The following is a 23,366-nucleotide window of genomic DNA, read 5'->3' as shown; positions in this document are numbered from 1 at the left end:
CAGTATAATCAGTTTAATCCTGAGAAAGACAAAATTCGCTTTCTACTTATTTTAAGGTAGCCAGTAACTTCTTGTTCAACGTTACATAGTCGTCGTTTTTGGCAGTAGTAGCCAGTTCTATTGACTTCTGTGCTGCTTCTTTTGCCACCTTTACATTTTTAGCTTTCGCGTTAATGCGGGCTTTCTGATACCATATCCAGAAAGCGTCGGGGCTTTGTGTAGCAGCCTCATTGATCCATTCTACGGCTTTGTTAATGTCTTTACCACTTTCGTAGTAATATACAGCTGCCTGGAAGTAAGGTTTCTTTTCAGCGTTCTGCATGGCGTCGTTGATCTGGGCGGTGATTTTGTCGTCGATATCCGCTTTGATCACTACGGGTACTTTGGTTTTATCCCAGCTGAGGGCCAGTACCACGGAGTTGGAGCGTACATTTTCAAATCCGATGGTAAAGCTTTCCTGGCTGAAAGGAGTGGCTACCGGTTTTACGTTTACACGGGCAACATCGTTTTCAGGTTTGTAGGCGGAGGGGCTGGTTACATCGAGGCTGCTGGTCAGGATAACGGTCCACGACTGGGCGCCGGGGATAGAAAGTAAACCATATTTACCAGCTTTCACGGGTACGCCGCCGAAAGTTACATCTTCTCCGAAGGTAACGGTGGTGGCGCTGTTAGCGCCGGTTCTCCAAACTTTACCATAAGGCACCAGGTCGCCCATGATTACACGGCCGTTTTTCAGCGGACGGGAGTAGCTCAGCTCTATATTGGATAAAGCGAAGTCCTGTTTGATGGTTTGCGTAGGACTTGGCGCAGGCATTTTAATGCCCTGGGCCAGGGTAGTGCCGGCATACAACAGCAGCATAGCGCCCGCTGTAGCGGCAAAGGTTCTGATAGTACTCATATTTGGTGGGTATTTAAAATTATTCTATTAATCCGTTACGGAATGCATACAGTACCAGGCCAACGCTGTTTTTAACGTTGATTTTTTCCAGTAATTTTTGACGGATACCCTCTACAGTGCGGGGACTCAGGAAAATCTGTTCAGAAATTTCCTGGGTCGTCAGTTCATTGCAGATCAGCTTCAGTACTTCCTGCTCCCGGTCATTGAGCTGGATTTCGTTCTTGAGTGTTGGCTTAAATTGTTGTTTGTTTTTGTGTAATACTTTTTTTAACAGTGCCAGGTTTACGTTATCATTAAAGTAAAATCCTTTTTCAAAGGTAGTACAGATGGCTTCATAGATCTCTTCCGGTTCCGCATTTTTCAATAGATAGGCGTTGGCGCCGTTTTCCACCAGGTGTACAATGAAGTTATCGTCTTCATACATGGTGAGTATAATGACCTTTACATCGGGATACTTTTCCTTTACCTTAATGGTGGCTTCTATACCATCCATATTAGGCATTTTAAGATCCATCAGGATAACATCCGGTTGTTGTGTTTCCATGATCTGCAGCAGATGTACGCCGTCGTCGGCTTCAAAAACGAAGCTGATATTTTCATAAGGAATCAGTGTGTTTATGACTCCACTGCGGAAGATCTTGTGATCATCAGCAATGGCCACTTTTATGTGTGCCATAGGTGGACAGTTAGAAGATTTGCTATTATTTTATTTAGAATAAATTACTATGAGTCATGTTGTTACAAGCGGGTTCAACACAACCGGATGGCAATTTAGTAATAAAACAACATAAGTATCAACTATTCTGTGCAGGTGACTGATAATTCTCTACACTTATCGTAGCAATGGTACCTTGTGGTGTTCTGGGAGTGAAGTTAATGTTTCCACCGATAATATTGAGGCGGCTTTCAATATTTTTAAGCCCCAGGCTACCGGTTTTGGTGCGGGAAGCGGCCAGCGACGTTAATAAAGCGCCGTTTCCATTGTCTTCCACGGTGAGGGTAAGCAGGGAAGGAGTGGTTTGATAAGTGATCAGTACTTCCGTTGCCTGTGCGTGTTTCAGGATATTATTGATCAGTTCCTGCACTACACGGTACGCGTTCAGTGCTTTCTCACGGTCAACTGTTTGCCCGTTGCCGGCTGTTTTAAAAGCTATTTTTACCTGCTTGTTTTTGTTCATCAGGTTGCAGAAGGAGTCCAGCGCATGTGCCAGGCCCAGGTTTTCCAACGCCTGTGGATGCAGGCTTTGGGAGATGAACCGCAGTTGTTGTATAATGGTATCTGTGAAGTCTTTGGTTTCCTTAAGCCGCTCCGTTTCGCCGTTGCCGGTTTTCAGCAGTGGCTGCAGGCCGCCCAGGTTGAGTTTCAGTACGGATAGCTGCGCGCCCACTTCGTCGTGCAGGTCTTCCGCAATACGTTTACGTTCCTGTTCCTGCCCCTGGAGTACTGCGATGAGGCGTTCCCGTTGGAGCTGGAGGTCCTTGTCACGTATATCAAGTTTATGTTGGATAACCATTTTTTGTTGGAGCATTACCAGCAATATCACGATAACTCCCAGCATTAACATTACTGTAGTACCAATTACAATAACATCAATAATTCGCATGTTTTAGTTTTTTGATCTTAGAGAACCCAATATAAAGAAGAATCATTGATATCATTCCAACAATATAATTGATACTCAATATTGCGATGGTCATACCCATTCTGGCAACTCCCGTGGTGAAGAGCGCCTGTAAGTGGTTATAGCTGATGCAAAATAGAAATTCGGTACAGGCAAAAATGAAGATCCCTGAATTATACCAGAATATTGGTAAAGAGTCAATGTATATTGAATTTTCAATAAGATTCCGGTCTCTCAGCAGTTGTAAAAAGAGATAAAGACCATAGGTAAGTACTACAAGCTGCTTAACACCCGATGAGATGGAATTAAAGGCACGCACCCCCTCTATGAAAAACAGGTCAAATATAAATATCGCCAGTAACAAGAAAGGCATATACTTTATAATGTTTTTCATAGTGGGGCTATGAATACTCCGATAGTAAAATATAGAAAGGATCGCAAACTGGATGAAGTGCATAAGACTGAAAAACCACATGTTATTCCCGATATACCGCTGTACAAGATCGGACCCCCCTGCAAAGACAATACAGCTTACTATATAAAAAAACAGGCACCTGGATGAAAAATCCAGGGACTTATAATTTAAAAGGAAGGGGATCAAGACCAGCGCTTCGACCCCCATCATGCTGTAAAAAATGGTAAAAAATATAGTTACATTCACGAGATGGCTGTGTTGATGATATTATTTATCACTTATTCTTTTCCTCCTGGTTTTGAGCAATATTCCGGGCATGGTAATCCAGAATCAAGAATTTTTGCCATAGCACCTTTGGACACTACGCCACCAGGGCCGGCATTGGTGGTTTCTGCAGGCAGTATATCGTTGCCCTCTTCATCTACAGCTACCAGGATCATTTTCTTCTCCTTTATTCCATCTCCGTCGGTATCTACCTTAATACCATAATAGATCCTTAAAGCAGTGGCGCCAGGCTGGTCCAGCAACTCAATAATTTTATCCTTACCAAAACACATCGCCTTAACATGGGTACCAAAGGATTTCTGATTTACATGATCCTCGTCGTGATTTTTTGTAAGGGTGGTCATTTCTTCCAGGGAAATGAAAGCGCCGGTATCCGAAGGGATCGGCCTTTTTGGAAAATCATTCATAGTGGGTAAGTTTTAGTTTGCTGTAAAATTATTATAAATAATCGCATATACAATCCGGCCACTGACTGCTAATATAAGTCGCAACTGCGTTTTTACGCAGGGGGAATGCGGTGTGCTATTGGCTTTGCGCGATTTTATGGATCTCCATACCCATACCGGATTACGTAGCCGGCACTTCAAAATGCGTATTTATACGCATCACTTTTTGCATACCAGGAAACAGCTAAAAGGCGGATACCGTATTTCCCTTCCTCTTTTTGCGTAATTCTACGCAAAGCTTTTTTTCAGTTGTTAAACGCTTGACTGCTCCTTTAAAGTTCTCAATCTTTGTATTGTCAACCGGCTTTAAATCTATTGTCCTCAGAAAAGTTCATAGTAATTGGCCTTTCTACCATGTTTGTTTTTTTCGGTTAGTATTATGCAGAATCAATTCATCAGGTGATGCTCGTTAACCCCTTTTTTTTTCTTTAAAAAAAATAAAATTATGAGTTACCTATTAATCGGAAACATCTCTGCACTTATTTGTAACGATTGCGTAGAGCCCCTGGCAAATGCGCGCATCCGGGTTTACCTGCCTGCCGTATTGCAGGCGGCAGATCAGCCCCACGGAATTTTTAACGACATGAAACCGCTGTCGGCACGGGAAGTACTGATGAAGGCAGACAGGTTACTGGCGGAAGCTACCCTGGATGAAAAAGGCAACTTCAATCTCCTCTGGCAGGAAGTACACCTGTTCACCGAAGCATTGGAACTGGATCTGTGCCTGGATCAGCTGCCCGGGAAAAACGGTACGAAACAGTCCCGCAATTTCCACCTGAGTAAACTGGTGTTGCATTGGAAACGCAACAGCGGCGGCTATGTAGGCGCCTATGCCTATGTTATTCCAGCTGCCGCCTGGCATAATATATACGCCAACGCAGGCGCCTGGGTGATTACCGGACTGGTAAAGCCACACATGGCGGCATCAGGACAACCACACCTGAAAGTAGAAGCCTATAATGCCCTTACCGGTAAACTGATCGGGCAGGCGCACACCAATGAGGCAGGACGCTACACCCTTCACTTTTCAAGACAGCACCTCGCAAATGGTGTAATGCACTCCCTCATTCCCGGCCGCAGGAACCTGGGCCCGGATGTATATTTCAAAATTTACAGGAACAACGAGTTACTGTGGGCAGAAGACGAAAAGATGGCCCGGATGCCTAACCGGCAAGACCTGGGCCCCTGCAGCAATGTAAATATAATTTACCGGCCGTCACGGGTGAAACGCGCCTCCGACCAGCTTGGCCACTGGTTCAGCGATGTAATCACCCTCACCAGCCAGAAGAGAAAGAAGAGTGATAAATACCGCTTACTAACCCATAGCTTATTGTAACAACATTGTTTGTGTATACCTTCCTTATCATGGCAAAAACTACCCGATTGTTTGTGACCTTCTAACAGCAGAAGTGAAACAGCTACCTTTCCCCGGTAGCTGTTTTCGTTTATACGCTCAAAACCTGGGATGAAAACGCATCAGGGTATCTCTTAAATATTCCCTGTCCAGGTGGGTATAGATCTCCGTGGTAGTAATGCTCTCATGCCCCAGCATTTCCTGAACGGCCCGGAGGTCGGCGCCGCCTTCCACCAGGTGGGTGGCAAAGGAGTGCCGGAAAGTATGGGGCGACACATTTTTATGAATACCCGCTTTTTGGGTCAGCTCCTTTATAATAAGGAAGATCATCACCCGGCTCAGTGCGGCGCCCCGGCGGTTGAGAAAAAGGGTGTCTTCCTGGCCGTGTTTAACGGGCAGCGCTATACGAACATTTCTCCGGTAAATATCTATCTGCCGCATGGCGTCTTTCCCGATAGGCACCATCCTTTCTTTGTTGCCTTTCCCGATTACCCGGATAAATCCCACATCCATATGAAGCTGGGTGATCTGGAGGTTAATCACCTCGCTTACCCGCAGCCCGCAGCTGTACATGGTTTCAAGGATTGCTTTATTCCGGTGTCCTTCCGCGGTGTCCAGCGGTATCTGGGCAATGATCTTTTCGATCTCTTCAAAGGTGAGCACGTCGGGCAGCTTGCGTAAAATTTTCGGGGCTTCCAGCAGCTGGGTAGGATCTTCATGGGCCATGTCTTCCAGCAGCAGGAACTTGTAAAAGGCTTTGAGTCCGGAAATGGTTCTGGCCTGGGAGCTGGCGGTCATGCCAAGCTTGGCGATCCATTGTACACAATCCTGCAAATCTTCAAAGGTCACATCCTGGGGCCGGAGTTTCTCTTTCCCGTGAGCGAGGAGGTATTGCTCCAGTTTCTCCACGTCCCTTACATATGCTTCCACGGAGTGGTCGGACATGGACCGCTCCAATCTTAAATACCCTTTAAATAGTTTCCGGAATGATTCCCACATATGCCGGCAAGTTAAATGCTTTTTTACAAAACCACGGTAACGGCTATCCGGGAAAATATCCTTTAAGTGGTAAAATAATACCAGGAAAAACAGGTGTTTTTGGAGGTGAAAAGAGGGTAGAAGTTTTACTTAAAGTAAGATGATGGTATTTTGCTGTAATTGTTTGATAATGACATTTTTAGTGAGAAATCAAAACTGCTTGTTTTTGCGTCTGAAGCGTTCATTTTCGCCTGTTTTCAGGTATCATATTTTCATTTAAAACCATGTGATTGCGCCTTTTTGTCAGTTTTATCTTCCTGTCTAAAGTAATTCTTCTTATAAGTCTTATAAATTATTTTAAATGAATTAGTTAGAATGATATAAAAATAAAAAGGAGACAGCTTTTTGAAGCTGCCCCCTTTCGTAATGATTTTACCAATCAGTACTAGAATTTCTCCAGACCGCTGAAGAAGAAGTTACCTTCTATAGCAGCGTTCTCATCAGAGTCGGAACCATGAACCGCGTTGCGGCCGATAGACTCTGCGTATTTTTTACGGATGGTACCTTCTTCTGCATTGGCAGGATTGGTAGCACCGATCAGTTTGCGAAAATCTTCTACGGCGTTGTCTTTCTCCAGGATAGCCGCTACGATATGGCCGCTGCTCATGAATTCTACCAGTTCACCGTAAAATGGTCTTTCCGCATGTACTGCATAAAACTCACCAGCTTTAGCAGTAGATAACTGCGTCATTTTCATGGCTACGATGCGGAAACCTGCAGCGTTGATCATGTTTAAAATGCCGCCAATGTGCCCGTTTGCTACTGCATCAGGCTTGATCATAGTAAATGTTCTGTTGCTCATATAATGTTTAATTCCGAATTACAGATTAGGCCGCAAAAGTAATTACATTTTCTTTAGTGGTAAAAAATTTTGAAATTCTGGCTCAAATAAAGATCTTCGCACTTCGTTTTCTGTTTCAACCACTTGTTGTGATTGGAAATCAACTCTTAACATTACAGTTTTTTAATGAAGCCGATCGAGGAAATTAAGCCTTTGCTGGAGAGCCCTAAGAAAGTGGTGATTACGATGCACCAGAAGCCGGACGCGGATGCGATGGGATCTTCCTTAGCAATGTATCACTACTTAGTACAGAAAGGGCATCAGGTAACTGTAATCTCACCTACAAATTTTCCGGATTTCCTGAAGTGGATGCCAGGCGCGGACGACGTGATTGACTACGAATCCTCTATGGATCGGGCTATTCAGGCACTGGAAGGCATTGATCTCCTGTTTTGCCTGGATTTCAACGCACTCTACCGCACCAAAAATCTGGCGCCCCACCTGGAAAAACTGGATTGTATCAAAATTCTGATAGATCACCATCTGGAGCCACAGCCCGGCTTTGACTACGGGGTGAGCGATACAAAAGCCAGCTCCACCGCCCAATTAGTTTATGAAACTATATATAAATTGGGAGATGAGCAGTATATTAACCTCGAAATTGCACAGTGTATTTATGCCGGCACTGTAACAGATACAGGATCTTTCCGCTTTGCATCTACCTCCGCTGCCGTACACCGTATGGTAGCCGACCTGATGGAAAGAGGACTGAAACACGAGGTGATCCACCAGGCGATCTATGATAACTTCCTGGAAAACCGCCTGCGCTTCCTCGGACATAGTCTGCTGAACCGCATGGAAGTGTTCTATGAATATAATACCGCCATGCTGGCCATCCCGTATTCCGATCTTAAACGGTTCGACCTCCAGACCGGGGATACCGAAGGACTCGTGAATTTCCTGTTATCCATACAGGGTATCAAGATGGCCGCTTTGATCATTGACCGCAACTCAGAAGTGAAACTGTCGTTCCGCTCCAAAGGCGACTTCGACGTAAATACCTTCGCCCGCAAATATTTCGACGGGGGAGGGCATTTCAACGCTTCAGGAGGTCGCAGCACCGATCCGCTGGAAAAAACAGTGGACCGCTTTATCAAAGCCGTGGAAGAGAACGAAGACCTGTTACAATAAACTGTAAATAAAGTATTTCAACCTACTAATACAATCAAATGAAAAAAAACAATCAGTTTTTAGTTGCAACTGCGGCTTTAGGCTTTCTTTTAGCCAGTTGCGGTACAGGTGTTAAAAAAACACCGGGCGGTATTGAGTATATCGTTCACAAATCCGGCAGCGGAGCACAACTGAAATTAGGCGATACTGCCCTGGTGAATGTTACCCAGCGTATCAATGACTCCCTGCTGGGCGATTCCCGTAAAATGGTAGGTGCTGCGATTCCGGTGCTGGTGGCAAAACCACAGAACAAGTACGATCTGATGGAAGGTATTGCGCTCCTCCACGAAGGTGATAGCGCTACTTTTATTATTCCGTGGGATTCATTACCAGCTCAGGAGCGTCCTCCATTTGGTAAAAAAGGTGATAAACTGAAAATCACTTTCGCAGTAGAAAACAAATACTCTGCTGCTGCCCAGAAAGAAAAAGACGAAAAACTCATTAAAGAGTACCTGGATAAAAACAAGATCAACGCCACTAAAAATGCTGAAGGCGTATACGTAGCAGTAACCCAGGAAGGTACCGGCAGTACGCCTAATCCAGGTGATACCGTTTATGTACACTACACTGGTAAGCTCACCACCGGTAAAGTATTTGATTCCAGCCAGGATTCAACTATGCGCCCAGGTATGCCTTTAGAACCAATTAAATTCCCTATCGGCCGCGGTTTCGTGATCAAAGGATGGGATGCTGGTTTAAGCGGCCTGAAAAAAGGTTCCAAAGCTACCCTGGTAATTCCTTCTGTACTGGCTTATGGCTTACAGGGAAGTCCTCCGGTAATTCCTGGAAACTCTATCCTGGTATTTGATGTACAACTGGTAGACATTAAAGCAGGCGCTCCGGCTCCGGCTCAACCAATTACTCCAGGTAAGTAATTATCAGCTTATAAAAGGAAAGCCCCCTGCCGCTTGGCAGGGGGCTTTCCTTTTATAAGATTTCTTCAGGTCCGCCTCATCGTCGTAGATGAAGCATGGATGAAGCGTCGGTTGACTGATCAGGAGTATCCGTCTATCAACACCTCGTACAATTTCACCTTCAGGTCTTCCAGCGATACATCCTGGGTAAGCACCCCGTCGATCGCATAAGACACCGTACCCCTTTCTTCAGAAACAATGATCGCCAGGTTATCGCTATGCTCCGTAATCCCCACGGCCGACCGGTGACGCAACCCGATACGGGTAGGCAGGTTCGGATTCTCCGACACCGGCAGGATCACTTTGGCCGCCAGGATCTTATTGCCCACAATGATCAGCGCTCCATCGTGCAGCGGGCTGTGCTTCTCAAAAATGCTTTCAATCAGCTTCGCACTCACGTTCCCATCAATAGGAATACTGGATGCAGAATCAAATTTCAACCGGTAGGTAGTGGCAATCACTATCAAAGCCCCCGTACAGGTGCTCTGCATCCGGCTCACCGCCACAATAAGTTCATTAATAATGTTTTCTTCTTCTTTATAACTCTTAAACTTATCAGGCAGGAACAGTTTGGTTAAAAAACTATCCTTGCTCAACGGCGTTTTCTTGCCCAGCACCAGCAGGAACTTCCTGATCTCCGGCTGGAAAATGATGATGATGGCAATGATACCCACATTAATAAAGTTCTGCAGGATAATGGTGAGGATAGGCATCTTCAATGCCCTCACCAGGAAATACGCCGCATATACCATTAACAGGCCAACGAAAATATTAAAAGCAAGACTACCCTTTAATAAACGATACAACTGAATGATTAAAAAAACAACAATCAGCAGGTCCAGTAGATCCAGCCATCGAAACTCAACTCCATAAAATTCTATTACTTCCTTCATAGTTGTAAAAATAGCAAGATTAAATTATCCATTCATTTTCTCCATAATCCTTACCGCTTCCACAGCGGCTTTTACATCGTGTACCCTTAATATATGCGTGCCTTGTTGCAAGGCAACAGTGTTTAATACGGTGGTGCCGTTCAGCGCTTCGGCAGGGGTTATGTTCAGTAGTTTATAGATCATCGACTTACGGGAAATGCCCGTCAGCACAGGTACGCCAAGTATATCGTAAAACAGGCGCAGGTTTTTCAGCAAGGCATAGTTATGGTCAATTGTCTTTCCAAAGCCAAATCCCGGATCTGCAATAACGTCCTTTATACCCGCAGCGCGGCAGGCGGCCAGCTTTTCTTTCAGGTAATCCAGTACGTCGGAAACCACCTCTTCATACTGCGGATTTTGTTGCATGGTGGCAGGCTTACCCTGCATGTGCATCGCAATATAAGGTACCTGCAGCGTACCAACAACCGGAATCATAGCTGCATCCATATCCCCGGCGCTTACATCATTAATAATTGCGGCGCCGGCATGTACCGCTTTTTCTGCCACAGCGGCGTACCACGTATCTACAGATATGATGGCGGCAGGATACTTATTCAGGATGGCATGGATAGCAGGGATCAGCCGGTGCATCTCTTCTTCCGGCCCCACCATCTCCGCACCAGGCCGGGTACTTTGCGCGCCCAGATCCAGTATGGCGGCGCCTTCCTCCAGGTGTTGCTTCGCTTTCTCCATCACCTGGTGCAGCTCATGCATGCGGTTGCCCTCATAAAAGGAATCGGTGGTAACATTGATAATACCCATTACAGCAGGAGTAGCCAGGGATAACAATTGGCCCCTGCAATTTATTACCGGTGAAGATGTTGTTGTCGGGATATGGTGTGGTTTCATTTGAATGCGTTAAGAAGTTGCTCCTGATTTTTCACATAGTTCCGGCCTTTTACCTGAAATTCTTTATTTTGCCTGCAAATCTAAGAAGGAAAATCAATCATTTCCGAATTTAGGAATTTAGATGTTTAATTTCAGAAATAGATTTGACGCGCTGTCAACTCACTTTCAGATACGCTCATCAATTTCCCGGAAAGGTAAACCCTGATTGTTCTTATCTTCACGGATCACTTAACCATTAAACTATTTTATGAAGATTATCCTTAACCTGTTACGTATAATCGTTGGGGTGTTATTCATTTTCTCTGGTCTGATTAAAGCCAATGATCCGTTAGGACTCAGCTATAAAATGGAGGAGTTTTTCGAGGTGCTCCATCTCACATTCCTTTCTCCCTATTCGCTGGCATTTTCCATTATCATGAATGCCTTTGAAATTATTGCCGGCGTGGCAGTACTCATCGGCTACCGTATGCGGGTCTTTTCCGTACTGCTGTTGCTGCTTATTATATTCTTTACTTTCCTCACAGGATATGCGCTGTTCAGTGGTACCATCCGTGAGTGCGGCTGCTTTGGCGATTGTATCAAACTCACCGCCGAGGAAACTTTCTGGAAAGATGTGATCCTGCTGGTAATGATCCTCGTTATCTTCTTTTACCGCAACACAATACAGCCGCTCTTTAAAGGAGCCGGCGCGGTATTCCTGCTCTCCGTCCTGTTCGCCTTCGGTATCCAGCGGTATACTTTAAAACACCTGCCTCTCTTTGATTGCCTGCCTTATAAAGTAGGTAATAATATTCCGGAGAAGATGAAACTGCCTCCCGGCGCTACACCAGACGTGTACGAGATGATCTTTATATATGAAAAGAATGGGGAGAAGAAAGAATTTACTGCCGACAACTACCCCTGGTCAGACAGCACCTGGAAATTTGTAGACCGCAAAGATAAACTGGTGAAGAAAGGAAACGCGGAACCGGCCATCAAGGATTTCATCCTTACGGACCTCGATGGGGTTAACCAAACGAACGCCATCCTGTCTGAATCGAAACCGGTATATCTCTTCCTGGTACTGAATACCCAGAAGGCCGGCAGCGGGTGGGACGAGAAAATAAAAGCGCTGCAACAGCAATGGAAAAACCAGCAGGTAGTTATATATGGAGTAACCGCTTCCACCAAAGAGGAAATTGCCGCCTTCAAACAACAACACGGCCTGGAGTTTCCTTTTGTACAGATGGATGGCGTGGCTATTAAAACCGCCGGCAGAAGCAATCCTGCCCTGATCCTGCTGAACAAAGGCACCATTAAAGGGAAATGGCACTACAATGATATACCATAATAATATGTATGCTTCGTTTTCTGCTTCGTAAAACCGGATATGGATTGCTGGTACTGCTCGGCGTAGTGGTGCTGGTGTTCTTCCTGTTCAATGTGCTGCCCGGCGATCCGGCGCGGCTTACATTAGGGCAGCGGGCCGACGTGGCCTCCCTGGAAAACGTGCGCCGGGAACTGCATCTCGACCAGCCGGTTGGGACGCAGTTCCTGTATTATCTGAACGACCTCCTGCCGGTTGGGATCCACTCCCAACAGGAGGCAGATGAAAATCTCCGCTATCTAACGGTAGCGCGTATATCAAATGATAAGCTCCTGGTATTGAAAGCACCCTATCTACGCCGCTCGTACCAGGGTAAAAAACAGGTGTGGGATATTTTAATGGAAGCATTGCCGGGTACCTTGCTGCTGGCGGTAGCAGCAATGGTATTTGCCACCATCACCGGTATCGCCCTGGGCGTATTATCGGCGGTGAAGCAAAATACCTGGATGGACACCGGTGCGGTGTTCGCCAGCGTGGCGGGTATTTCGGCCCCTTCATTTTTTGCCGGCATTGTACTCGGGTACCTGTTTGGCTTTGTACTGAGTGATTACACCGGCCTGCATATGTCGGGCAACCTGTTTGATGTAGATCCGTTCAAAGGCAGGGTACTAAACCTGCGCAACCTGGTGTTGCCGGCCATTACCCTCGGTATCCGCCCGCTGGCCATCATTGTGCAGCTCACCCGCAGCGCTATGCTGGATGTATTGCACCAGGATTATATCCGCACCGCCTACGCCAAAGGGCTTTCCCGCTCCACGGTGATCTGGCGGCATGCACTGCCCAATGCACTCAACCCGGTGATCACCGCCATCACCGGTTGGTTTGCGGAACTGCTGGCAGGCGCTTTCTTCGTGGAATACATCTTTGGCTGGAAAGGCATCGGCAAGGTAACCGTGGAGGCGCTGGACAAATTCGACTTCCCCGTTGTAATGGGCGCCATCCTCTTTACGGCCGGCATCTTCGTGATCGTCAACCTCCTGGCCGATCTGCTCTATACCCTCATCGATCCGCGGATCAAGCTGGAGTAGGGCGGAGGGATCGCCTTCGGCGATGCGGATTTTGTCTTTCTCAGGATTACGCTGATTATACTGATTTTAAGGATTTGATCATATATGATTTTATAAAAGATTCGGGGAGATAGAAGGGGATGTTCCGCTTTTATCTCCCCGAATCTTTATAAAAATATAATCAGTTAAATCAGTTTAATCCTGAGAAAGACAACATTCGCTTCTATCTCCCCGAATCTTTTATAAAATCATATATGATCAAATCCTTAAAATCAGTATAATCAGCGTAATCCTGCTCCAAGACAATTTCCATCGCCGGAGGCGATCCCCGCAAAAAAAATATCCGCATCTTTGTAACATCTTCTTTTTACAGTCGTCTTCTTTCAAAACGTACTATTCTGCATGTCATTAGATCGATTCCTTACCCAGGTAGTTCCAGTCAGGCAAAAGCTTTACCGCTTTGCTTTCCGCCTGCTGGGCAACGAGGAAGACGCGCAGGATATTACCCAGGATGCCCTGATGAAAGTATGGGACATGCAGGAGAAGATGGCGGAGCTGCAAAACATGGAAGCATGGTGTATGCGCATCACCCGCAACCTGGCCCTGGACAAAATCAAAGCCAGGAAATACCGGATGTCTGATGAACTGGACAAGGCAGGAGAGTTGCCGGCAATGCACCAGAAAAGTCCGCATGCGGTCACAGAACAGAACGATGTAATGGAAAAAGTGCATGTGGCCATCAATGCCCTGCCGGAAAAGTACCGTACCATCCTTCAGCTGAGGGACATCGACGGACATTCCTACCAGGAGATCGCCGACATACTCGATATAGACATGAACCACGTTAAAGTGAATTTGCACCGTGCCCGTAAAACGGTACGCGAAAAACTACAAAACCTGCAGGTATATGGATTATAAAGAAATCACTGTATTGGTGGAAAAGTACTGGGAAGGAGAAACTTCCCTTGAAGAGGAAGCGGTGTTGCGGGATTTTTTCAGTACACCACATCCGGCCCTGCCGGAAGCATTGCAGGAAGCAGCCCCCTTGTTCGGATATTTTCACCGGGAGGCGGAAAAAGTATGGGAAGCGCCGCCGGTAAAAGTGGTGAAGCTGTCGCCCTGGCGGCACTGGATGAAGTATGCTGCCGTGATCATGGTAGCGGTAGGTATCGGCTATGCGCTCAAACAGCACCAGCAGCGTGAGCAGCAGGTACTGGTGGCCTTACAGCAGCAGGAAATGAACGATCCGCAGAAAGCGCTGGATGAAACAAAGAGAGCTTTGCAGCTGCTGGCTAAAAACCTGCACAAAGGCACTTCAAAGATGCAGCAGCTGTCTTATTTCAATGAAGCTACCGCCGTGGTAGAAGGCAAGGAAGACTAACGGCCATTTTAAAACCTGATATAAATTTAGAAAGATGAAACGATTCTTGTTATTACTATTGGCGGTCTTCGCCAGTTTTCACCTCTTCGCGCAGCAGGGAAGCGTTATAGAACGGTTTTTCCAGAAGTATGAGAACGACCGCAGTTTCACCGTTATCACCATCACACCCAAAATGTTCAGCATGTTCGCCAAAGTAGATCCCGGCGATGCAGATGCCAAAAGCATGATGAAGGTGATCCAGAAACTGAAGGGACTCCGTATCCTCACAAAGGAAAGCACGAAAGACGGCCCGCGGTTATACAAAGAGGCAGCGGCCTTCCTGGGCAGCGATTTTGAAGAGCTGATGACGGTACGCGATAAAGACAGCGACCTGAAGTTCCTTGTCAAGGAAGATGCAAAAGGCAATATCAATGAACTGGTAATGCTGGTAGGCAGCTCCGATGAGTTCCTGGCTATGAGCCTCGTAGGCACAATGGATCTCAATGAAATATCCCAGATCGCCAACGGCGTGAATATCCAGGGAATGGATAAACTAAAAAATGTGAAGAAGAAATAACTTTTAAAACCACCCCCATGAAATCATTACTCATTGCTGCAAGCTGTATTGTTCTATCTGCTACCGCTGTAAAAGCCCAGGATAAATGCCTGCGTGAATTCCGCAACAAGTACAAGGGAAGCGCGGAAGTGCATACTGTGAACATTGGCAAATTTGCGCTCCAGCTGGGAAGTTTATGCCTGTCGTTTGATAGCGAAGATGCCGATGCCAGGGCGATCAAACATGCGCTTAAAAATGTGCGCAGGGTAAAGATGTATACCATCTCCAACGTAAAGGGCGCTACGGTGAGCTACGACGATATCGCCGATCTGAAAAGTAACCTGCAGCGGAATGAAAATTTTGAGATGCTGATGGAAGTGAGAGAAAAGGGAAGCCTGGTTCATATACTCAACAAGGGGAAAGACGACGAGCTGGGTAATGTGGTAATGCTGGTGCAGGACGAAAATGATTTTTTGATCGTAAACCTGCAAACCTCCCTGAAAATAAGCGATATCAACGAACTGATTCACCAGTTTGCCTCCAACTGATACTTACCGGATCATCACTTCTTTTACAATGTTCTCTCCGAGCATTTCGTTCACCAGCTTGATGATCTTGTCTTTCGAATAAGTTAATTCCTGTTTTAGCGGCGCTACCGTAGTTGTAACGATCAGATTATGATCAATCAACTGGATACTCTGTGTGTAGCGGGCGATGGTTTTACCCATCAGTTTCTCCCAGTTTTCCTGGATGCGCACTTCCGTGAGACGGGGTTTCATCCTGCTCTTGTTCATAAATTCCCGGAGCGCATCTCCGATACTGGTAGTTCCATGACGCATGGTGCGAAGCTAGTGATTTTTTGCTTCTCAATGATTGGCTTTTAGCTTTTGGTGATCAACTTTGCCGGGGAAGCTAAAAGCTATATCGTTATCAGCTGTATAGCTTCGCCGGTGCCTGCAAATGCCTGTTGCAGGCGCTCTGCGTGTGTATCGGTGATGAACACCTGGCCGTAATTATCGCTGGCTACCAATGCAATCAGGCGGCTCACTCTTTCCTGGTCCAGCTTTTCAAATATATCGTCGAGCAACAGGAGCGGAGGAAACTTTTTATGCTGGCGGATCACTTCAAACTGTGCCAGCTTCAGTGCAAATAAAAAGCTTTTGCGCTGTCCCTGTGAAGCGCTGCTTTTCATGAGGTGGCCGTTCAGTAAAAAGAGGAGGTCGTCGCGGTGAATACCGGTGGTGGTGCGTTGCAATTGCATGTCGCGGTATCTGGACTGGTGCAGCTGTACCGCATAATCCTCTTCCTGAAGGGTGCACTGGTATTGAATATTCACTACTTCGTGGGTGCCGGCAATATAATCGTACAGGCGCTGTACCTGTGGGATAAAGGTTTGGAGAAAAGCTTTGCGGGTTTCGTACACAGGTACGCCGTGCATCACCAGTTGCAGATCGAATACATCCAGCAGGCTGTCCTGGTTCTGCCCGGTAGCTGCCATATTTTTCAGGAGGCTGTTCCGTTGTAATAATATTTTCTGATAGATGATCAGGTGATCCAGGTACTCCGGGTACAGCTGGGAGAGGAGGCTGTCCAGCCATTTGCGTCTTTCTTCGCTGCCTCCCAGAATGATGTCCGCATCGTCCGGGGCAATCATTACCGCGGGAAACTGCCCGATATGCCGTGAAAAGCGGTCGTACCGGTCTTCGTTAAGGCTTACCTCTTTCCGGCCTTCTTTAAGGGTGCATACGATTTTTTCTTCCTGGTTATTTTTTTCAAGATAGCCTTCCAGGCGGAAGCCGTTGGTTTGGTACTGGGTATTCTGACTTTCGCTGCTGGTAAAATAGCTGCGGGTGAAGCAAAGGTAGTAGATGGCGTCCAGCAGGTTTGTTTTACCGGCGCCGTTGCGGCCGGTGATGCCTACGATCCTGTGTCCGAAGGAAAAGGTCGCCTGGCTGTAATTTTTGAACTGGACGAGTGATATTTTATTTATATAAAGCAAAGAAAAAGATTATTCGTAAATAATAATATGCGAAATTTATTACTTATATAAGTGATAAAAAACCGCTCTAATGGGAACTTCCCTGTGATTCCCGTGCAAATAAATGCAAAACTGTTTGAAATTGATGAAATTGCATAATTTAATGGGAATTAGAATTGATATTTATATTTTACGATTTTCCTGTTATATTTGCGAACAAATTTAGAAAGAGTGCAAACTAAAACAGACGTGAAGACGAAATTCACCAAAGAGACATATCTGTACTGGTATGAATTGATGCTTTTGCTGCGCCGCTTTGAAGAAAAGACAGGCCAATTGTACGGGATGCAAAAAATCCGTGGCTTTTGTCATTTGTACATAGGACAGGAAGCAATTGCTGCTGGTGCGATGACAGCTACCAAGCCGGAGGATAAATTCATCACGGCCTACCGCGATCATGCGCTGGCAATTGCAAAAGGAATTTCCGCTAAAGCTTGTATGGCTGAACTGTATGGTAAGGCAACCGGTTGTTCGAAAGGAAAGGGAGGCAGTATGCACTTTTTCTCCAAAGAGCATGGCTTCTTCGGTGGCCACGGTATTGTTGGAGCTCAGATAGGTACGGGTGCCGGACTGGCGCTTGCAGAGCAGTACAAAGGAACAGACAACGTTGTGTTGTGTTTCTTTGGTGATGGCGCTGCCCGTCAGGGTATCCTCCATGAAACCTTTAACATGGCCATGACCTGGAAGCTCCCGGTAATTTTCATTTGTGAAAATAACATGTACGCTATGGGTACTTCTGTAGAACGTACCTCCAACGTACTGGATATCTATAAGCTGGCGGATGCTTACGAAATGCCGGCCGATTCTATCGATGGTATGAGCTGCGAAGCTGTACACGATGGTATCGAAAGAGCGGTGAAACGTGGTCGTGAAAACGGCGGTCCAACTCTCCTGGAAATCAAAACATACCGTTACCGTGGTCACTCTATGAGTGATCCCGCCAAATACCGCACAAAAGAAGAACTCGAAGAATATAAGGAAAAAGATCCGATCAACGAAGTACTGAGAGTTATTCAGAAAAATAAATGGGCTACCGAAGCAGAAATCGAAGCGATCAACGAACGCGTAAAAGCAGAAGTGGAAGAGTGTGTAACATTCGCAGAAGAATCTCCGTGGCCAGCCGATGATGAATTGCTGAAAGACGTTTACGTTCAGGAAGATTATCCATTCATCGTTGACTAATGTATTTAGCTATCTGCTTTAAGCCTTTAGTAAATGTAGCCCGGCTGCATCTGCTAAAGGCTTAAAGCCTACAGCTAAACCCTATATTTAATAACCAAGCAATCACAATTACACCTTACAATGGCAGAAACTAAAGATAAAGCCACCGTGCCTCAACCTACAAAAGATTTTAACCTGGAGAAATCCATGCACAAGGCGGAAGATTTCTTCTATAAAAACAAAAATGTTATTTCTATAGCCGTATTGGCTGTAGTAGTAGTGGTAGGCGGTTTCTTCGCTTATAACCGTTTTGTAAAACAGCCAAATGAAAACAAAGCACAGGAAATGATTTTCCATGCGCAGAACTACTTCGCGGTAGATTCATTCAAACTGGCACTGAACGGCGACGGTAATAACTATGGTTTCATCCAGGTAGCAGATAAATACGGCAGCACCAAAGCCGGTAACCTCGCTAAATACAGTGCAGGCGTTTGCTATATCCGTTTGGGCGATTACCAGAAAGGTATCGACATGCTGAAATCTTTTAGTTCCAATGATCTGCTGCTGCAACCCACTGCCTACGGTTTGATCGGCGACGCTTACATGGAGCTGAATAAAGCAGAAGAAGGTATTGAATCTTACAAAAAAGCAGGTCACTACAACGATAATGAACTGACGGCCCCTGTATACCTGTTCCGTGCAGGCCAGGCCCTGGAAAGAGCTGGTAAAGCACAGGATGCCATCACTATCTACAAAGAAATTAAAGAGAAGTTTCCTACGACTAACGAAGGTCGTGAAATGGACAAATACCTGGCAAGACTGGGAGATGTAAAGAACTAGCTATTAGCCGTTAGCTGTTAGTTTTTAGCTGACAGCTAACTGCCAACAGCCCAAAGCTATAGAATATGTCCGAGCACAATAAAAGCTTATTAAATGACGCTGGCATTCTCAACCTGGAGGATGCCAGTGTTGTTATGGTGTATACCGAATGGAATGATGCCATCGTGAATGAACTGGTAAACGGCTGCGAAAAGACCCTCACACAGTACAACATCACCAAATCAGAAAAAATAATTGTCCCTGGCGCTTTCGAATTACCTTATGCCTGTAAACAATACTGGGAAACCACCAAAGGCACCGGCAAACAGCCTGGCGCTATTATTGCTTTCGGTTGCGTGATCCGTGGCGAAACACCTCATTTTGATTATGTGTGTAAAGCCGTAACAGAAGGTATTCTTCAATTGAACCTTCAGTTACCCATTCCTGTTATATTTGGAATTCTGACGGTAGATAACGAACAGCAGGCGCAGGACAGACTCGGCGGGGCTCACGGCCATAAAGGGGAAGAAGCTGCCATTACTGCACTGAAGATGATTGCATTGCAAAGAAAGTTAGCTAAGAGCTAAGGGCTAATCGCTAAAAGCTATAGAGATGAATGTACAGTTATTTATACCGTGTTTTGTAGATCAGCTGTTTCCTGAAACTGCCTTCAATATGGTGAAGGTACTCGAGAAACTGGGATGTAATGTAATGTATAATGCGGAACAAACCTGTTGTGGTCAGCCGGCCTACAATGCCGGGTACCAGGATGAATGCCGTACCGTAGCTACCAAGTTTGTAAAGGACTTTAAAACCTTCGACTACATTGTTGCGCCCAGCGGTTCCTGCACCGGTTTTGTAAGAAACTACTATGGCAAATTGTTCGATAATTCAGCCGCACACAACGATGTGAAACTGCTGAAGAAAAACCTCTTCGAGTTTACCGAATTCCTCACAGACGTATTGCATGTAACAGACCTGGGCGCTACCCTCAACGGGGTGGCTACCTATCACGACGCATGCGGCGCCCTGCGGGAATGCCATATTAAAGAAGGCCCCCGCAAACTGCTGGAAAAAGTAAAAGGACTGGAGCTGAAAGAGATGAACGACTGCGAAGTTTGCTGCGGATTTGGCGGTACTTTCGCCGTTAAGTTTGAACCTATTTCAATTGGAATGGGCGAACAGAAAGTACACAACGCTGTTAACAGCGGCGCCGATTACCTGATCTCCACCGACCTTTCCTGCCTGATGCACCTGGATGGTTATATCCGTAAACATGGTACCAACATCAAAGTGATGCACATAGCAGATGTATTGGCCAGCGGCTGGTAATTCCAACAATCTGATTACGAAAATTGAATGCTATATGAACTATTGGCTGGTGAAATCTGAACCATTTAAATATTCCTGGGATCAGTTTGTAAAAGATAAGATCACCTTCTGGGATGGCGTGCGTAACTACCAGGCACGCAACAATCTCCGGGGCATGAAAAAAGGCGACCAGGTACTGTTCTATCACAGCAATGAAGGGATGGAAATAGTAGGGCTGGCCACTGTTGCCAAAGAAGCCTACCAGGACCCCACTACACCCGATCCAAACTGGGTAGTGGTAGACCTTAAACCATTAAAACCCTTTAAAAAAGCCGTAACGCTGGCACAGATGAAAGCCGAAAAACGATTGGCTAACCTGTCGCTCATCCGCCAGGGACGCTTATCTGTATGCGATGTGAAACCGGAAGAGTTTGAGGCGATCATGGAAATGGGAGGTATGAAGAAGTAAGTATTTTTACAGAGATATGAATGCGAAGGTTGTCTTTCTTTTGGAAGATAACCTTCGCCGTTTATGGAATTCCGGTCAGCTATTCGTCAGAGAAAATTCCAGCTCATGGCCAATTCAGATCCGCAGTCGCCGGGATTCCTGCAGCGGTCCTGGTTGTCGTTTAAAGACGGCTGGAACGGGCTTCTATCTTTTGCACTGGGCATATTGAGTGCATGGCCTTTGATTGTTGGTATTGTTTTTATTTTTATTTTTATAAAAAAGGAATTGGGAGATGGAAATCCCGCAGAACCCCAACTAACGTAAACCAATAAACGAATTCACATGAAACCAAGATTGGTGGTGCTGACCGGAGCCGGCATCAGCGCCGAAAGTGGCCTCCGGACTTTCAGAGACACGGACGGATTATGGGAGGGCTACGATGTATATGAAGTAGCTTCCCCCCAGGGCTGGCAGAAGAACCCTGCCCTGGTGCAGGACTTTTACAACGGCCGCCGGCAGGATGTGAAAGCGGCGCTTCCCAATGCCGCGCATACGGGCCTGGCAAAGCTGGAAGAAAAGTATGATGTAAGGATTATCACCCAGAATATCGATGACCTCCATGAAAGGGGAGGCTCTACCCGTGTGCTGCATCTGCACGGCGAAATTTTCAAGATGCGCAGCGTAGATAACGAGGAACTGATTTATGAGATCCATGAAGATATTAAGATGGGCGATCTGGCAGAAGACGGCGGACAGTTGCGCCCGCACATCGTTTGGTTTGGCGAGGCAGTGCCTATGATTGAAAAGGCCGCGCGGGAGGTATGGGAGGCTGATGTATTTGTGGTAGTAGGTACTTCTTTGCAGGTATACCCGGCGGCAAGCCTGTTGCAGTATGTAAAGCCGGATGTGCCGGTGTATATCATCGACCGTAAAATTCCTGAAGTAGGAGCAGCAGATAACCTGCACCTGATTGAAAAGCCCGCTACAGAAGGCGTGTTGGAATTACTAAGTATCTTATAAAAATAAAAACCTCCCCGTTTCAGGGGAGGTATCACAAGTCCTTGTGCCCGATTAGAGTCCATCATAGGAAAAAAATAACTTTGCGCTTATTCAAAGCTTTCTTCAAATCTGATATCGTACTCTTCTAATTCTTTTAGAACGGGGTTATATACTTCCGGCATTACCGGTATTTGTAGTCCTGTTAATGTTACCTTGTCCTGGAGGAGCATCTTGGCCATGATGCCCAGCGGAAGCCCCACTGTTTTAGCCATTGCGGTGTGTATGTTGTCTTCGCCCTGAACAATCATGTAACTGTGCATCCTGGTGGCCATGTTGCGCCGTTCAAACTCAATTTCGTGCATCATTACAATCATGTCTTTGTCGGCAGGTTCCATTTTAAGTTTGTTTTCTACCAGGAACTGGAGGACGCCGGCGTTGGTTTGCTCCCCTAAATTTATGACTTCTGTATTTAATAATCCCAGGAATTTTAACTGGCGGATCACTTTGGACTTGGTACTAACGCCCAGGAACTGGGCTATATTCTCTTCCGGGGTACCTGTTCCTTCTTTAACGGATTTGGTGGACCAGTCAGTATACGTAAGTTTATCTGTGGCAATTTTATGACGATCGTCTGTCAGACCCAGCTTTATCAGGGCATTCCAGCCTTCACAAAAGTCGGGGTACCGGAGGGTTGCGCGCATAAAGGTGGCCAGTTCTTCCAGCTTATACGCCTGCATATATCCGAGTGAATCGCGGTTGGGATAGAAGGCCAGTTTACCGATGCCGGGTACCTGGATGGTTTTGGTATGATCAAAAAGTTGTTCGTAGCTGAGTTCCTTTACTTTTCCTTTTTCTTTGTAGGTGGCGCCGGAAATGCCTGCCATTACAATGTTCCGGGCGTTCCAGGATACTTTGTACTGCCAGGGATTATCATTGCTGTCGGGGGAGATAAGACCACCGCAGTAGGATTTAAAGGAGAAGATCTGTCCGCCTTTCTTTTCAATGGAGTGAATGAGCTTCATGGCCGACATGTGGTCAATGCCCGGATCCAGTCCCATTTCATACATAAAGAGCAAACCGGCTTTTTCAATTTCGGGTTGCAGTTGCCGTACTTCTTCATCGATATAAGAGGCGGTGAGCAGGTTCTTTTTTGCCGCGAGGCAATCTTTAGCCACCAGGATATGCAGGGTGGCGGGTAAAAGGGAGATCACGAGGTCAGTGTCCCGGATCAGTTGTTGTCTGGCCGCACTGTCTTTGATATCAAGTGCGGCGGGGGTAGCATAATATGATTTTCCTGTTTTGGATTTGATGAGCGAAAGATCGTGATCGGCCACAGTGATATGCCATTTTTGCCTGGGTGCATTTGCCAACAGATAGTCGATCAAACTGGTGGCCGATTTACCGGCTCCAAACAACAGTATGTTCTTCATAGTCTTCTTTAGAAAAGTGATTAAGAATCAGGGGAATAACAGCACTTTTTATACTTATGTTCGAATTTTAAGGCAAATTCGGATTTGTTCTTATTATATATATGTTT

At 46.1% G+C, this 23,366-nt stretch carries 28 protein-coding genes; 17 read left to right on the top strand and 11 right to left on the bottom strand.

The window, feature by feature from the left end:
• Window positions 1-46: 46 nt before the first annotated feature.
• The 4 genes from ACMXI2_RS12770 to ACMXI2_RS12755 form a co-directional block, all read right to left on the bottom strand.
• Complete coding sequence (locus tag ACMXI2_RS12770) at window positions 47-898, bottom strand: DUF2911 domain-containing protein (protein ID WP_483781953.1); 852 nt, start codon at window positions 896-898, stop codon at window positions 47-49.
• A 19-nt stretch (window positions 899-917) separates the two neighbouring features.
• Window positions 918-1,574, bottom strand: a complete 657-nt coding sequence (locus ACMXI2_RS12765) for a response regulator (RefSeq protein WP_483781952.1) — start codon at window positions 1,572-1,574, stop codon at window positions 918-920.
• Between the two features lie 118 nt (window positions 1,575-1,692).
• Window positions 1,693-2,502 carry a sensor histidine kinase gene (locus tag ACMXI2_RS12760; RefSeq protein ID WP_483781951.1) on the bottom strand — a complete coding sequence of 270 codons (810 nt, stop codon included), beginning with the start codon at window positions 2,500-2,502 and terminating at the stop codon, window positions 1,693-1,695.
• 711 nt (window positions 2,503-3,213) lie between these two features.
• Entirely contained in the window at window positions 3,214-3,627 is a 414-nt protein-coding gene (locus ACMXI2_RS12755; RefSeq protein ID WP_483781950.1) for a hypothetical protein, read from the bottom strand.
• A 484-nt stretch (window positions 3,628-4,111) separates the two neighbouring features.
• Here ACMXI2_RS12755 and ACMXI2_RS12750 point away from each other — a divergent pair, with 484 nt between their 5' ends.
• Entirely contained in the window at window positions 4,112-5,002 is an 891-nt protein-coding gene (locus tag ACMXI2_RS12750) for a hypothetical protein (RefSeq protein ID WP_483781949.1), read from the top strand.
• Window positions 5,003-5,119: 117 nt separating this feature from the next.
• Here the strand turns inward: ACMXI2_RS12750 and xerD are convergent, their stop codons facing one another.
• On the bottom strand, window positions 5,120-6,019 hold the full coding sequence (gene xerD / locus ACMXI2_RS12745) for a site-specific tyrosine recombinase XerD (protein WP_483781948.1): 900 nt from the start codon (window positions 6,017-6,019) through the stop codon (window positions 5,120-5,122).
• On the opposite strand from xerD, the gene ACMXI2_RS12740 reads away from it, so the two are divergent.
• Window positions 6,007-6,162: a hypothetical protein gene (locus tag ACMXI2_RS12740; protein ID WP_483781947.1), complete on the top strand. Its 156-nt coding sequence runs from the start codon at window positions 6,007-6,009 to the stop codon at window positions 6,160-6,162. The genes xerD and ACMXI2_RS12740 overlap by 13 nt on opposite strands.
• 281 nt (window positions 6,163-6,443) lie before the next feature.
• Here ACMXI2_RS12740 and ACMXI2_RS12735 read toward each other — a convergent pair whose 3' ends face one another.
• The gene (locus tag ACMXI2_RS12735; RefSeq protein WP_079471943.1) at window positions 6,444-6,860 is read right to left on the bottom strand and encodes a nucleoside-diphosphate kinase; all 417 of its coding nucleotides are present in this window, start codon (window positions 6,858-6,860) and stop codon (window positions 6,444-6,446) included.
• A 165-nt stretch (window positions 6,861-7,025) separates the two neighbouring features.
• Between ACMXI2_RS12735 and ACMXI2_RS12730 the strand changes: the two genes are divergently transcribed.
• On the top strand, window positions 7,026-8,030 hold the full coding sequence (locus ACMXI2_RS12730; protein WP_483781946.1) for a DHH family phosphoesterase: 1,005 nt from the start codon (window positions 7,026-7,028) through the stop codon (window positions 8,028-8,030).
• A gap of 38 nt (window positions 8,031-8,068) precedes the next feature.
• Window positions 8,069-8,944 carry an FKBP-type peptidyl-prolyl cis-trans isomerase gene (locus ACMXI2_RS12725; protein ID WP_483781945.1) on the top strand — a complete coding sequence of 292 codons (876 nt, stop codon included), beginning with the start codon at window positions 8,069-8,071 and terminating at the stop codon, window positions 8,942-8,944.
• Window positions 8,945-9,063: 119 nt separating this feature from the next.
• Here the strand turns inward: ACMXI2_RS12725 and ACMXI2_RS12720 are convergent, their stop codons facing one another.
• Both ACMXI2_RS12720 and folP read right to left on the bottom strand, forming a co-directional pair.
• Window positions 9,064-9,876: a diadenylate cyclase gene (locus ACMXI2_RS12720; RefSeq protein WP_483781944.1), complete on the bottom strand. Its 813-nt coding sequence runs from the start codon at window positions 9,874-9,876 to the stop codon at window positions 9,064-9,066.
• Window positions 9,877-9,900: 24 nt separating this feature from the next.
• Complete coding sequence (gene folP / locus ACMXI2_RS12715) at window positions 9,901-10,764, bottom strand: dihydropteroate synthase (RefSeq protein ID WP_483781943.1); 864 nt, start codon at window positions 10,762-10,764, stop codon at window positions 9,901-9,903.
• Window positions 10,765-11,011: 247 nt separating this feature from the next.
• Here folP and ACMXI2_RS12710 point away from each other — a divergent pair, with 247 nt between their 5' ends.
• The 6 genes from ACMXI2_RS12710 to ACMXI2_RS12685 all read left to right on the top strand — a co-directional run bounded on the left by ACMXI2_RS12710 (window position 11,012) and on the right by ACMXI2_RS12685 (window position 15,601).
• Complete coding sequence (locus ACMXI2_RS12710) at window positions 11,012-12,094, top strand: BT_3928 family protein (RefSeq protein WP_483781942.1); 1,083 nt, start codon at window positions 11,012-11,014, stop codon at window positions 12,092-12,094.
• Window positions 12,095-12,102: 8 nt separating this feature from the next.
• Window positions 12,103-13,158: an ABC transporter permease gene (locus ACMXI2_RS12705; protein ID WP_483781941.1), complete on the top strand. Its 1,056-nt coding sequence runs from the start codon at window positions 12,103-12,105 to the stop codon at window positions 13,156-13,158.
• 381 nt (window positions 13,159-13,539) lie between these two features.
• Entirely contained in the window at window positions 13,540-14,055 is a 516-nt protein-coding gene (locus ACMXI2_RS12700) for an RNA polymerase sigma factor (RefSeq protein WP_483781940.1), read from the top strand.
• The gene (locus tag ACMXI2_RS12695) at window positions 14,045-14,518 is read left to right on the top strand and encodes a hypothetical protein (RefSeq protein WP_483781939.1); all 474 of its coding nucleotides are present in this window, start codon (window positions 14,045-14,047) and stop codon (window positions 14,516-14,518) included. Before ACMXI2_RS12700 ends, ACMXI2_RS12695 begins: the two co-directional genes overlap by 11 nt.
• Before the next feature lie 34 nt (window positions 14,519-14,552).
• A complete protein-coding gene (locus ACMXI2_RS12690) occupies window positions 14,553-15,074 on the top strand; it encodes a DUF4252 domain-containing protein (RefSeq protein ID WP_483781938.1) in 522 nt (173 codons plus the stop codon).
• Window positions 15,075-15,091: 17 nt separating this feature from the next.
• The gene (locus tag ACMXI2_RS12685) at window positions 15,092-15,601 is read left to right on the top strand and encodes a DUF4252 domain-containing protein (RefSeq protein ID WP_483781937.1); all 510 of its coding nucleotides are present in this window, start codon (window positions 15,092-15,094) and stop codon (window positions 15,599-15,601) included.
• Window positions 15,602-15,604: 3 nt separating this feature from the next.
• Here ACMXI2_RS12685 and ACMXI2_RS12680 read toward each other — a convergent pair whose 3' ends face one another.
• Window positions 15,605-15,892: a DciA family protein gene (locus tag ACMXI2_RS12680; protein ID WP_079471932.1), complete on the bottom strand. Its 288-nt coding sequence runs from the start codon at window positions 15,890-15,892 to the stop codon at window positions 15,605-15,607.
• Window positions 15,893-15,972: 80 nt separating this feature from the next.
• Window positions 15,973-17,052 carry a DNA replication/repair protein RecF gene (recF, locus tag ACMXI2_RS12675; RefSeq protein WP_336388527.1) on the bottom strand — a complete coding sequence of 360 codons (1,080 nt, stop codon included), beginning with the start codon at window positions 17,050-17,052 and terminating at the stop codon, window positions 15,973-15,975.
• A gap of 228 nt (window positions 17,053-17,280) precedes the next feature.
• Between recF and pdhA the strand changes: the two genes are divergently transcribed.
• The 7 genes from pdhA (at window position 17,281) to ACMXI2_RS12640 (ending at window position 21,850) form a co-directional block, all read left to right on the top strand.
• Window positions 17,281-18,273 carry a pyruvate dehydrogenase (acetyl-transferring) E1 component subunit alpha gene (pdhA, locus tag ACMXI2_RS12670; protein ID WP_079472478.1) on the top strand — a complete coding sequence of 331 codons (993 nt, stop codon included), beginning with the start codon at window positions 17,281-17,283 and terminating at the stop codon, window positions 18,271-18,273.
• Between the two features lie 120 nt (window positions 18,274-18,393).
• Entirely contained in the window at window positions 18,394-19,092 is a 699-nt protein-coding gene (locus ACMXI2_RS12665) for a tetratricopeptide repeat protein (RefSeq protein WP_483781936.1), read from the top strand.
• Window positions 19,093-19,157: 65 nt separating this feature from the next.
• Entirely contained in the window at window positions 19,158-19,658 is a 501-nt protein-coding gene (ribH, locus tag ACMXI2_RS12660) for a 6,7-dimethyl-8-ribityllumazine synthase (RefSeq protein WP_483781935.1), read from the top strand.
• 25 nt (window positions 19,659-19,683) lie between these two features.
• Window positions 19,684-20,403: a (Fe-S)-binding protein gene (locus tag ACMXI2_RS12655; protein WP_483781934.1), complete on the top strand. Its 720-nt coding sequence runs from the start codon at window positions 19,684-19,686 to the stop codon at window positions 20,401-20,403.
• A gap of 34 nt (window positions 20,404-20,437) precedes the next feature.
• Entirely contained in the window at window positions 20,438-20,851 is a 414-nt protein-coding gene (locus ACMXI2_RS12650; RefSeq protein WP_079472477.1) for an EVE domain-containing protein, read from the top strand.
• Between the two features lie 63 nt (window positions 20,852-20,914).
• Window positions 20,915-21,154: a hypothetical protein gene (locus ACMXI2_RS12645; protein WP_483781933.1), complete on the top strand. Its 240-nt coding sequence runs from the start codon at window positions 20,915-20,917 to the stop codon at window positions 21,152-21,154.
• Between the two features lie 18 nt (window positions 21,155-21,172).
• Complete coding sequence (locus tag ACMXI2_RS12640) at window positions 21,173-21,850, top strand: SIR2 family NAD-dependent protein deacylase (protein ID WP_483781932.1); 678 nt, start codon at window positions 21,173-21,175, stop codon at window positions 21,848-21,850.
• A gap of 86 nt (window positions 21,851-21,936) precedes the next feature.
• On the opposite strand, the gene ACMXI2_RS12635 is transcribed toward ACMXI2_RS12640, so the two are convergent.
• Window positions 21,937-23,259 carry a saccharopine dehydrogenase C-terminal domain-containing protein gene (locus tag ACMXI2_RS12635; protein WP_483781931.1) on the bottom strand — a complete coding sequence of 441 codons (1,323 nt, stop codon included), beginning with the start codon at window positions 23,257-23,259 and terminating at the stop codon, window positions 21,937-21,939.
• Window positions 23,260-23,366 lie beyond the last annotated feature (107 nt).

Source organism: Chitinophaga sp. G7 BAM 1005, from assembly GCF_057126945.1.
The sequence above is the reverse complement of the archived record's forward strand: the minus strand, read 5'-3'. Positions and strand labels throughout refer to the sequence as shown.